General features: G+C 73.3%; 10 protein-coding genes. 6 read left to right on the top strand and 4 right to left on the bottom strand.

Annotated features, from left to right (window positions below; all coding sequences use genetic code 11):
• Positions 1-3: 3 nt before the first annotated feature.
• The 3 genes from dnaJ to ACPFP2_RS23785 all read left to right on the top strand — a co-directional run bounded on the left by dnaJ (position 4) and on the right by ACPFP2_RS23785 (position 2127).
• Positions 4-1191, top strand: coding sequence for a molecular chaperone DnaJ (gene dnaJ / locus ACPFP2_RS23775; protein WP_424091539.1), 1188 nt, complete (start codon positions 4-6; stop codon positions 1189-1191).
• 29 nt (positions 1192-1220) lie between these two features.
• The gene (locus ACPFP2_RS23780) at positions 1221-1658 is read left to right on the top strand and encodes a heat shock protein transcriptional repressor HspR (protein ID WP_091293839.1); all 438 of its coding nucleotides are present in this window, start codon (positions 1221-1223) and stop codon (positions 1656-1658) included.
• 259 nt (positions 1659-1917) lie between these two features.
• Entirely contained in the window at positions 1918-2127 is a 210-nt protein-coding gene (locus ACPFP2_RS23785) for a hypothetical protein (protein ID WP_424091541.1), read from the top strand.
• 172 nt (positions 2128-2299) lie between these two features.
• Here ACPFP2_RS23785 and ACPFP2_RS23790 read toward each other — a convergent pair whose 3' ends face one another.
• The gene (locus ACPFP2_RS23790) at positions 2300-4585 is read right to left on the bottom strand and encodes an MMPL family transporter (protein WP_424091543.1); all 2286 of its coding nucleotides are present in this window, start codon (positions 4583-4585) and stop codon (positions 2300-2302) included.
• A gap of 73 nt (positions 4586-4658) precedes the next feature.
• Between ACPFP2_RS23790 and ACPFP2_RS23795 the strand changes: the two genes are divergently transcribed.
• Entirely contained in the window at positions 4659-5294 is a 636-nt protein-coding gene (locus ACPFP2_RS23795) for a TetR/AcrR family transcriptional regulator (protein ID WP_424091545.1), read from the top strand.
• Positions 5295-5305: 11 nt separating this feature from the next.
• On the opposite strand, the gene ACPFP2_RS23800 is transcribed toward ACPFP2_RS23795, so the two are convergent.
• The 3 genes from ACPFP2_RS23800 to ACPFP2_RS23810 all read right to left on the bottom strand — a co-directional run bounded on the left by ACPFP2_RS23800 (position 5306) and on the right by ACPFP2_RS23810 (position 7564).
• Positions 5306-5737: a hypothetical protein gene (locus tag ACPFP2_RS23800; protein ID WP_424091547.1), complete on the bottom strand. Its 432-nt coding sequence runs from the start codon at positions 5735-5737 to the stop codon at positions 5306-5308.
• Positions 5738-5907: 170 nt separating this feature from the next.
• A complete protein-coding gene (locus ACPFP2_RS23805; RefSeq protein ID WP_424091549.1) occupies positions 5908-7113 on the bottom strand; it encodes a cation:proton antiporter in 1206 nt (401 codons plus the stop codon).
• Positions 7114-7120: 7 nt separating this feature from the next.
• Positions 7121-7564, bottom strand: coding sequence for a cation:proton antiporter regulatory subunit (locus tag ACPFP2_RS23810; protein WP_424091551.1), 444 nt, complete (start codon positions 7562-7564; stop codon positions 7121-7123).
• 89 nt (positions 7565-7653) lie between these two features.
• Between ACPFP2_RS23810 and ACPFP2_RS23815 the strand changes: the two genes are divergently transcribed.
• Complete coding sequence (locus ACPFP2_RS23815; protein ID WP_424091552.1) at positions 7654-8751, top strand: hypothetical protein; 1098 nt, start codon at positions 7654-7656, stop codon at positions 8749-8751.
• A gap of 85 nt (positions 8752-8836) precedes the next feature.
• A complete protein-coding gene (gene clpB, locus ACPFP2_RS23820; RefSeq protein WP_424091554.1) occupies positions 8837-11428 on the top strand; it encodes an ATP-dependent chaperone ClpB in 2592 nt (863 codons plus the stop codon).
• Positions 11429-11500: the final 72 nt, after the last annotated feature.

Consider the following 11500-nt stretch of genomic DNA (forward strand, 5'->3'; position numbering starts at 1 on the left):
CCGGTGAGTTCCAAGGACTGGATCGAGAAGGACTACTACGCCACGCTCGGCGTGCAGAAGTCCGCCTCCTCGGACGAGATCAAGAAGTCGTACCGGAAGCTGGCCCGGGAGTCCCACCCGGACCACAACCCCGGTGACCCGAAGGCCGAGGAGCGGTTCAAGGCCGTCTCCGAGGCGTACGCGGTGCTCGGCGACGAGGCCAAGCGCCGCGAGTACGACGAGATGCGTTCGCTCTTCGGCTCGGGCGCGTTCCGGCGCGGCGCCCGGGGCGGCGGGCAGCCCGGTGGCGGGGTGCCGTTCGACGTCTCCGACCTCTTCGGTGGCGCGGCCGGTGGCGGCGACACCCGGTTCGGTGGCGGCGGCTTCACCGACCTGTTCAGCACGATCTTCTCGGGTGGCGGCGCCGGTGGACCGGCCCGTGCCCGCGGCCCGGCCCGCGGTCGGGACGTCGAGGCCGAGGTGGCGCTCGACTTCGACGACGCCGTACGCGGGGTGACCCTTCCGCTGTCGCTGCGCGCGCCCGGGGTCTGCGACACCTGCCACGGCAACGGCGCGAAGCCCGGCACCCGGCCGAAGGCGTGCCCGGTCTGCCACGGCGCCGGGGTGACCAACCGCAACCAGGGGTCGTTCAGCTTCTCCGAGCCGTGCCGCAACTGCCAGGGCGTGGGCACGGTCGTCGAGGAGAAGTGCCCGGAGTGCCAGGGCACCGGTGGGGTGACCAAGACCCGGACGCTGAACGTGCGCTTCCCCGCCGGGGTGGCCGACGGCCAGCGGATCCGGCTGGCCGGGCGCGGTGAGCCGGGCGAGCGCGGCGGGCCGGCGGGTGACCTGTTCGTGCAGGTGAAGGTTCGCCCGGACGAGCTGTTCGGACGTGCCGGGGACGATCTCACCCTGACCGTCCCGATCACCTTCGTCGAGGCGGTGCTCGGCACCGACCTGCGGGTACCCACGCTCGACGGCGCGGTGACCCTGCGGGTGCCCCCGGGCACGCCGTCCGGGCGGGTGCTGCGGGCCCGCGGCAAGGGTGTGGTGCGCAGGGACGGGCGGGCCGGCGACCTGCTGGTCACCCTCGACGTGGTGGTGCCGGCGACGGTGTCGGACGAGGCCCGGTCGGCGCTGGAGTCGTTCGCGGCGCAGACGCCGCCGGCGGCTCGGGAACATCTCGACGCGCGGGTGCGTCGGGTCGGTTGACCGGTGGATCGGGTGCGGAGGTGAGCGGGATGTCGGGCGGATACGTCGGTTCGGATGACCCTGCCTACGAGGCCAAGGTGCTGATGATCTCGGTCGCGGCGCGGATGGCGGGCATGCACCCGCAGACCCTGCGCCAGTACGACCGACTGGGGCTGGTGCAGGCCGGTCGGGCGGCCGGCGGCGGGCGGCGCTACAGCGTGCGCGACGTGGTGCTGCTGCGCGAGGTGCAGCGGCTCAGCCAGGACGAGGGCGTCAACCTCGCCGGGGTCAAGCGGATCATCGGCCTGGAGCGACTGCTGGAGCAGGCGCAGCAGCGGGTGGCCCGGCTGGAGGCGGAGCTGGACGCCGCGTACCGGCGGATCGCCGAGCTGGAGGCGGTGGCCGCCTTCCCCGGTCGGGACCTGGTGCCCACCAACCGCACCTCCACCGCGCTCGTGGTGTGGCGGCCCCGCCGCACCGAGCGCTGACCGCTCCTCGAACGCGCCCGGCCGTCCGTGTGGCCGGGCGCGTTCGTGTCTCCACCCACCCACCCCGGCGTCCTCCCCCCTCTCCCGCAGGTGCCGCACATGGTCGGTGGAACGCCATGGGTGTGATCAAGGGCGGATGACGTCCATGGTGTTCCACCCGAGCGGATGTTGGCGGTTCGGCAGTGGGGCGGTGTTGGCGTCGTTAGTCTGTGAATCAGGTCCAACCAACTCAATCCGGACTCCGATGGCAGGGGGAGCCATGACGGAATCGGCGAAGAAGGTTGCCCAGCAGGCGGAGGACCGGCTCGACAAGGTGGCGAAGAACGTCCGGGAGAGGTTCGACCGGGTCACCGAGGGCCGCTTCACTGACGAGATCAGGAACGGCAGGTTCGCCGACCAGGTCGACCACGGCATCGACCAGGGGCGCAACGAGGCGAGACGCCGCGAACAGGGTGGATCGGAACGCTGACGATCCGCCGACGAACGGGCCGGGACCCACGGGGGGTCCCGGCCCGTTCGTCGTGCGTGTCGTGTGGGCCGGGACGCCGGTGTGCCGTGCGGGGGTCCCGGCCCGTTGGTCGTGCGTGTCGTGTGGGCCGGGACGCCGGTGTGCCGTGCGGGGGTCCCGGCCCGTTCGTCGCTCAGGTCGTGGGGGTCGGGGTGGGGCGCGGGTCGGCGGCCGGCTCGCGGACCGACGGCCACCAGGCACGGTGGCCGAGCATGCCCAGCACCGCCGGCGCCAGCACCACCCGGATCACCGTCGCGTCCACCAGCACCGCCGTGGCCAGCCCTATCCCGATCATCTTGACCAGCGTGTCGTCGATGGCGGCGAAGCTGACGAAGACCACCGCCATGATGGTCGCCGCCGCCGTGATCACCCGACCCGTCCCGGCCAGTCCGGCCACCACCGCCCGGTGCGGGTCGCCGGTGCGCCGGTACTCCTCCTGCACCGAGGAGAGCAGGAACACCTCGTAGTCCATGGAGAGCCCGAAGAGGATCGCGAAGAGCAGCATCGGCACCACCGACATGATCGGCACCGGTTGGTCCACCCCGAGCAGGGACAGCCCCCACCCCCACTGGAAGACCGCGACCAGCACGCCGTACGCGGCGCCGATGGAGAGCAGCGCCATCAGCGCGGCCTTCACCGCGATCAGCGGCGCCCGGAACATCGCCACCAGCAGCAGGCCGCCGGCCACCACCACGCCGAGCACCACCCAGGGCAGCCGGCGGGCGACCGCGTCGGCCATGTCGATCATGTACGCGGTCTGGCCGCCGACCGCGACCCGCGCGCCGTCGGGGCCCAGCGCCGAGGGTCCGACGGTACGGCGGATCCGGTGCACCAGATCGGCGACCTGCTGGTCCTGCGGCGCGTGCCGGGGCACCACGGTGAGCAGCGCCAGGGTGCCGTCCGGGCTGCGTACCGGCGGGGTGGCCAGCGTCACCTCGGGATCGGCGGCGAGCGCGTCGGCCAGCCGGGTGAGCGAGGCGTCGGTCGGCGTGCCGGCAGGCCGGTGCACCGCCAGGACGAGCGGGGCGTTCCAGCCCGGCCCCAGTTCCCGCCGCACGGTGTCGTACGCCTGCCGTTGCGGCCAACTCTCCGGCTGGTTGCCGTCGTCCGGGGTGCCGAGCCGCAGGGTCAGCAGCGGTGCCGCCAGCCCCAGCAGCAGCACCGCGGCTCCTACTCCGTAGGCCACCCGCCTCCGGTCCAGGTGCCACCCCCACCGCACCCACCACCCCGGCCGACCCGCGCCCTCGCCCCCGCTCCCGCTCCCGTCTGCGTTGATCAAGAAGTTCTGGTCCGTTTCCGGCCTGCTCTCAGACGCAAACCTCTTGGTCAACTCCGTCGGGGCCGGGGCCGGGGCCGGGGCCGGGGCCGAAGCCGGGGTGGGGGTTCGGGGGCGGGTGGGGAGGCGGAGGCGGCCGAGGTTGACGCGGGGGCCGAGCAGGCCGAGGAGGGCGGGGAGCAGGGTGAGGGCGGCGAGCATCATCGCGGCGACGGTCAACGCGGCGGCCACGCCCAGCGCGCCGACGAACGGGATGCCGGTGAACACCAGCCCGAGGATGGCGACCACGACGGTCGCGCCGGCGAAGAGCACGGCGTGCCCGGCGGTGGCGACGGCCCGGCCGGCGGCGGCGACCGTGGGGAACCCGTCGGTGAGGGCCGCGCGGAACCGGGTGACCACGAAGAGCGCGTAGTCGATGCCGGCGCCGAGCCCGAGCATCACCGCCACGATCGGTGCGGCGGTGGGGATCTCCGTGGTCGCGGCGGCGATCAGCATCAGGCCGGTGCCGACCACCAGGCCGGCGAGCGCCACCAGGATCGGCAGCCCGGCAGCCACCGCCGAGCCGAACGCCACCAGCAGCACCAGCAGGGCAACGCCGAGCCCGACCGCCTCCGCCGGCCCGGTCTCCGGCTCGAAGGCCAGGTCGACGACGAGGCCGCGGAAGGTGACGTCGACGCCGTTCCCGCGTACCGGTCCGGCGGCCGCGTCGAGCCGGTGGTACGCCTCGGGGCCGAGGTCGCCGAGTTCCCGACCGTAGCGGACGGTCCCGACGGCGGTGCGGCCGTCCGGGGCGACCACCCCCCGGCCCGCGAACGGGTCCTCGACGGCGGTGACGCCGGGCTGGCGGCGGATCGCCGCCGTCATCGCCGTGATCGCGGCCTGCCGCTCGGGTGTCCGCAGGTCGCCGTCGGGGCTGTGCCAGACCACTTCGGCGCTGGCTGCGCCGTACTCCGGGAAGGCGTCGCGGGCCAGGTCGGCGGCGTGCTGTGACTCCGCTCCGGGGATGCGGAAGTCGTTGACGAAGCCGCCGCCGACCGCCTGCCCGCCGGCGATCAGGGCGACGGCCGCCAGCAGCCAGAGGCCGAGGGTGCGCCAGGGGTGGCCGGCGGTGACGCGGCCGAGCCGGTCGAGGAACCGTTCCATGGGAGCAGAAAACCACAGCGAGTGCAATTTTGCAATGAGTGAAGGTAAGCAGCCGGTGCAGTAACCTGTCGGGATGACGACCGGCCCAGGTCTGCGGGAGCGCAAGAAGGAGCGCACCCGACAGGCGTTGATCTCCGCCGCGCTGGAGCTGTTCGCGCAGCGTGGGTACGACGCCACGACCGTCGCCGACATCGCCGCCGGGGCGGACGTCTCCACCCGGACCTTCTTCAGCTACTTCCCGAGCAAGGAGGAGATCCTCTTCGCCGACACCGAGGAGCGGCTCGCGCTGGCCTTCGCCGTGATCGACGAGCGGCGGCCCGAGGACGAGCCGGTGGACGTGCTGGTCCGCGCGATGGCCGTCGTCTTCGAGCGGGCCGAGCGGTTCGGTCAGGTCTTCGACCGCGCGGTCCCGGTGCGGATACGCATGGTCTTCTCGGTGCCGTCGGTGCAGGGGATGGCGCTGCGCCGGCTGCTCTCCGCCCAGCGGCGGCTGGCCGACCGGCTGCACGCCGCCTTCCCGGACCGACTGGACCGGGTCGAGGCGGCCGCCGTGGTGGGAGCGCTCGTCGGCGCGGTGGTCAACACCCTGCTCGCGCTGGTGGAGTCACCGGAACATGCGGAGAAACTGCTCATCGGGGATCCCGAACCGGTCCTCGGGCACCTGCGCCGCGCGGTCGACGTCGCCGTACGCGGCATCGCGTCGGGCTGACCGGCAGCGGGTCAGCCGATCCGGCGGTTCTCCCGGACCAGGCCACCCTCGCACCAGTCGCGGTACACGAAGAGGTCCTGCCGGGCGAGCAGCACCCGGCTGTTGTGCGCCCAGTTGCGCATCAGCTCGTCGCCCTCCCGCTCGGCCTGCTCGACCAGCTTGCGGAAGCGGCGCTTCGGGTGGGCGCGGAAGTTCGTCCGGATCCCGTCCGCCGCGTAGATGTAGAGGCAGTGCAGGGCGAACCGTCGGGCCGGGCAGGCCGGGTCCATGGCCAGGTCGAAGAGGGTGAGCACCAGGTGGTCCCCGGCGACGAGCAGGTCCCAGTCGGGCGGCATCGACGACAGCGGCACCGAATCGGGGTGGTACGCCCAGGCCCGCAACTCCGCCGCCGACGGGTCGACGGGGTTGGCGAAGCCGTGGAACGTCGAATCCTGCGCGTTCACCGGCCAACCTTCCGCTCACCCGCGGGGCGTTCCGGCCACCCGCGGAGCCCTGGCTTGCTGGGGCGAAACGGTAGCCGCAGGCGGCGGGCCGACGGAAGAGGCGGTCGGGACCAATTCGGCAACGGCCGGACCGGCCGGGTCACCCGTACGGGCGACCCGGCCGGGTGGACTCAGTCCGTCGCGGCGACCGGCTCCGGGCGACGCACGACCGCGCGCCGCCGCAGCCAGGCCTTGAACCAGGCCATGTCGGGCAGCCGGGCCAGCATCGGCCCGGTCACCACCGTGATCAGCACGTACGCCGTGGCGAGCGCCGCGAGCCGGGGCTCGACCGTGCCGGCGGCCACCGCGAGACCGGCGATGACGATGGAGAACTCACCGCGTGGCATCAACGCGAAGCCGGCCCGCCAGCGGCCGGGCTCGGCGATGCCGACCCGACGGGCCGCCAGGTAACCGGTGAGCAGCTTCGTCCCCATGGTGACCACGGCCAGGGCCAGCGCCGGCAGCAGCACCGGCGGCATGTCCCGAGGGTCGGTGACCAGGCCGAAGAAGACGAAGAACACGGCCGCGAAGAGGTCCCGCAACGGGGAGAGCAGTTCCGTCGCATGGTGCGCGACCGGCCCGGAGAGCGCGATGCCGACCAGGAACGCGCCGACCGCGGCGGAGACCTGGAGCTTGGCGGCGATGCCGGCGACCAGCAGGGTCAGGCCGAGCACCCCGAGCAGCAACGCCTCCGGGTCCTTCGCCGACATCGCCGTGGAGATCAGCCGGCCGTACCGGATGGCGACGACCAGCACGACGGCCACGGTGAGCACCGCGACACCCAGGCTGATGCCGCCCTTGACCAGCCCGACGCCGGCCAGCAGCGCGGTGACCAGCGGCAGGTAGAGGGCCATCGCCAGGTCCTCGATGACCAGGACGGAGAGGATCACCGGGGTCTCCCGGTTACCGACCCGGCCCAGGTCGTTGAGGACCTTGGCGATCACGCCCGAGGACGAGATCCAGGTGATGCCGCCGAGCACCACGGCGGCCACCCAGCCCCAGCCGAGCAGCAGCGCGAACGCGAAACCGGGCAGGGCGTTGAGCAGCGCGTCGATCAGCCCGGCGGGAGCGGCGGAGCGGAGGTTGCCGACGAGTTCGTTGGCGCTGTACTCCAGGCCGAGCATGACCAGCAGCAGGATGACGCCGATCTCGGCGCCGACGGCGAAGAACTCCTCGCTGGCGTTGAGTTCGAGCACGCCGCCGTGGCCGAAGGCGAGGCCGGCGATCAGGTAGAGGGGGATCGGGGAGACGCCGAAACGGCGGCTGAGCCGGCCCAGCAGACCGAGCAGGAAGAGGAGCGCGCCGACCTCGATCAGCAGTGTCGTGGTTTCGTGCATCCGCGCCTCAGCCGTCCGGGTCGTTGTCGGCGAGGATGGCGGTCACGCCGTCGAGCCCCTTGCGGGTGCCGACCACGACCACCACGTCACCGGCCGCGAAGCGGAAGGTGGGATCGGGCGAGACGTTCACCTCGCCCTGACGGAGCACCGCGACGATCGAGGCGCCGGTGCGGCTGCGCGCCTGGGTGTCGCCGAGCCTCTTGTTGACGTACTTCGACCCCGCCGGGATGGCGATCTGCTCGGTGAGCAGCCCCGCCGCCTGCTCACGCAGACCGGAGAGCTGGCCGAGCATCAACGACGCGCCGAGGATGTCGGCGAGCGCCTCCGCCTCGTCGTCGGTCAGCGGGATGTCGTGCTGGCAGGAATCGGGATCGTCCGGGTCGTACAGGACGAGGTCACGGCGGCCATTGCGGTGGGAGACCACGCCGAGCCGGCGGCCGGATTCCGTCATCAGATCATGACGTACGCCGATTCCCGGTAGGGCAGTCTGTTCGACACGTACTCGCACCCGGGAGAGGCTACTCCCCGAAGGAGGCGTCCATGATCGGTCGTCCGATCCGCCCGCTGGTCGCTCTGCTGCTGGTACCGGCGCTGGTGGCCTGCTCGGTGGTGGGTGACGTCCGGCGGGACCCGCCCGCCCGGACGTCCGCGCCACCCGGGTCGGTCGCACCCGCGCCGGCGCCGTCGTCGCAGCCCCCCGCCGAGGTGCGCCCCGTCCGGCTCCCCGTGCCCGCGCGGTACGACCCGCCGTACCTGGAGTTCGTCGACGCGGACCACGGCTGGGCCCTCTTCGCCACCTGCGACGGCGGCCCACCGGGGCGGAACTGTCCGGCGCTGCTCTTCGGCACCGTCGACGGCGGCCGGTCCTGGCGGTCCCTGCGGCACCCCCGGCCGGTGGCGGACGGCCAGCAGCTCTACGCCGCCCGGGGGCTGCTCGTGCTCTGGGCCGAGCCGCACGGCTGGTACACCTCGACCGACGGCGGCGCACGGTTCTCCCGTACCGCCGGGGCACCGGCGGCGTGGACGGCCGCGCAGGGCCGGTTCCAGGTGGACGAGGGCACCGGGAAGGTGGCCGAGTGGGACGGGCGGCGACTGCGCCCGCTGGCCGCGCAGCCGTCCGTGCCCGGGTTGAACACCGTCGACGGCAGTGACGGCCTGCTGGTGGTGGCCGCCGGGGCGGCCGGCGGGAAGCCGTACGCGGCGGTGTCGTTCGACCGGGGTCGGCGCTGGCTGTCGACTCCGGTGCCTGCGCCCGACGGCGAGGTGGGCCTGGTGCGGGCGCTGGTCGAACCGGACGGCACGGCGTGGCTGGTCGGCGAGCGGCCGGACCGCACGGGCTGGCCGGGGTTGTGGCGGCTGCGGGGAGGCTGGGAGCCGGTGGGGGTGGACGGCCATCCGGCGGAGCTGGGCTCCGTCGCGCCGATCGGCGGCGGCCTGCTCGCGGTGACCGGCTCGCGCGGGGCGGGCGTGGTGGGTGACGGCTACGCCGACCTGCCCTGGCCGGTCGGACCCGAGCACTACCTGCGGGTGCTGGCCGACACCACCCTGGCGGCGACCGGCCCGGGCGGTGAGGTGCTGCTCGGCGTCGGGTACCAGACCGACCGGCGGTGGATCCAGGTGATCGTGGCGGGCGAGTGAGTTGGCTCACAGCGGTAGAGTTGAGCGGAATACGCTCAACTCTGGTTGTGTCCCTACTGGTGGACACGCCGATCCGGGGGAGCCCATGAACACCGAACGCCTCACCACCAAGAGCCGCGAGACCATCACCGGCGCCGTCGCCCTGGCCAACCAGCGCGGCCACGCCACTGTCGAGCCCTGGCACCTGCTGCTGGCCCTGCTGGACACCGAGGGTTCGACCGCCGCCGGCCTGCTGCGCGCCGCCGGCGCCGACCCCGCCGAGCTGCGCCGGGCCGCCCAGCGGGCGGTCGACGCGCTGCCCGCCGCCCGTGGCTCCAGCATCGCCGAGCCCACGCTGGCCCGCGAGTTCGTCAACGCCATCGGCGCCGCCGAGCAGATCGCCCGGCCGCTGGGCGACGAGTACACCTCCACCGAACACCTGCTCGCCGGCCTGGCCCGGGTCGGTGGCGCGGTCGCCGGCGCGCTGAAGGCCGCCGGGGCCACCGAGGAGAACCTGGTCGCCGCCTTCCCCACCGTCCGGGGCGGGGACCGGCGGGTCACCACCGCCGACCCGGAGCAGACCTACCAGGCCCTGGCCAAGTACGGCGTCGACCTGACCGCCAGCGCCCGCGACGGCAAGATCGACCCGGTGATCGGCCGGGACTCGGAGATCCGCCGGGTGATCCAGGTGCTGTCCCGGCGTACCAAGAACAACCCGGTGCTGATCGGTGAGCCCGGCGTCGGCAAGACGGCGATCGTCGAGGGCCTGGCCCAGCGGATCGTCGCCGGTGACGTGCCCGAGTCGCTGCGGGACAAGAAGCTCGTCTCGCTCGACCTCGGCGCGATGGTCGCCGGCGCCCAGTACCGGGGCCAGTTCGAGGAGCGGCTCAAGTCCGTCCTGGAGGAGATCAAGAACTCCGACGGGCAGGTCATCACCTTCCTCGACGAGCTGCACACCGTCGTCGGCGCCGGCAAGGGCGAGGGCTCGATGGACGCCGGCAACATGCTCAAGCCGATGCTGGCCCGGGGCGAGCTGCGAATGGTCGGCGCGACCACCCTCGACGAGTACCGCGAGCACATCGAGAAGGACCCGGCGCTGGAGCGCCGCTTCCAGCCGGTGCTGGTCGGTGAGCCGACTATCGAGGACACCATCGGCATCCTGCGCGGCCTCAAGGAGCGCTACGAGGTGCACCACGGCGTACGGATCACCGACGCCGCCCTGGTCGCCGCCGCGAGCCTCTCCGACCGGTACATCACCGACCGGTTCCTGCCGGACAAGGCGATCGACCTGGTCGACGAGTCCGCCTCCCGACTCCGGATGGAGATCGACTCCCGTCCGGTCGAGGTCGACGAGATCGAGCGGGCGGTACGCCGGCTGGAGATCGAGGAGATGGCGCTGGCCAAGGAGCCGGACGCCGCCTCCGCCGAGCGCCTCGACCGGCTGCGCAAGGAGTTGGCCGACAAGCGCGAGCAGCTCACCGCGCTCTCCGAGCGCTGGCAGCTGGAGAAGAGCCACATCACCAAGCTCTCCACCGCCAAGGAGGAGCTGGAACGGCTCGGCGGCGAGGCCGAGCGGGCCGAGCGCGACGGTGAGCTGGAACGCGCCGCCGAGCTGCGCTACGGCCGGATCCCGGCCCTCAACGCCGAGCTGAGGCGGGCCGAGGAGGAGCTGGCCCGGCTCCAGGCCGACGGCGCGATGCTCAAGGAGGAGGTCGGCGCGGACGACATCGCCGCCGTGGTCGCCTCCTGGACGGGCATCCCGGCCGGCCGGCTGCTGGAGGGCGAGACGGCCAAGCTGCTCCGGATGGAGGAGTCGCTGCGGGCCCGCGTGGTCGGCCAGTCCGAGGCCGTCGGCGCGGTCTCCGACGCGGTCCGCCGCGCCCGGGCCGGCGTCGCCGACCCGGACCGCCCGACCGGCAGCTTCCTCTTCCTCGGCCCGACCGGCGTCGGCAAGACCGAGCTGGCCAAGGCCCTCGCCGAGTTCCTCTTCGACGACGAGCGGGCCATGGTCCGCATCGACATGAGCGAGTACGGCGAGAAGCACTCCGTCGCCCGCCTGGTCGGTGCCCCGCCCGGGTACGTCGGCTACGAGGAGGGCGGTCAGCTCACCGAGGCGGTGCGCCGCCGGCCGTACTCGGTGATCCTGCTGGACGAGGTGGAGAAGGCCCACCCGGACGTCTTCGACATCCTGCTCCAGGTGCTCGACGACGGCCGGCTCACCGACGGTCAGGGCCGTACGGTGGACTTCCGCAACGCGATCCTGATCCTCACCTCGAACCTCGGGTCGTCGGTGATCAGCGACCTGACGCTGGCCGAGGAGCAGCGCCGCGAGGGCGTCCTCGCGGTGGTCCGGTCGCACTTCAAGCCGGAGTTCCTCAACCGCCTCGACGACATCGTGGTCTTCGCCGCGCTGCGCGGTGACGACCTGCGCTCCATCGTCGACATCCAGCTGGGGCGGATGCGGAAGCGGTTGGCGGACCGGCGGCTGGGCCTGGAGATCACCGACGCCGCCCGTGGCTGGCTCGCCGAGCACGGCTACGAGCCGATCTACGGCGCCCGCCCGCTGCGTCGGCTGGTCCAGTCCGCCATCGGCGATCAGCTCGCCAAGGCCCTCCTGGCCGGCCGGATCCGCGACGGCGACACCGTCAAGGTCGACCTGACGGACGCCAAGGACGCCCTCACCGTCACCCCCGCCTGACCCACCCTCGACGGCCGGCCCCGCCCCAGCCGGGCCGGCCCCCACCCCCACCGGGCCGGCCCCCACCCCCAC

This window comes from Micromonospora citrea (assembly GCF_049629545.1).
In the GTDB taxonomy this organism is placed as follows: domain Bacteria; phylum Actinomycetota; class Actinomycetes; order Mycobacteriales; family Micromonosporaceae; genus Micromonospora; species Micromonospora citrea_A.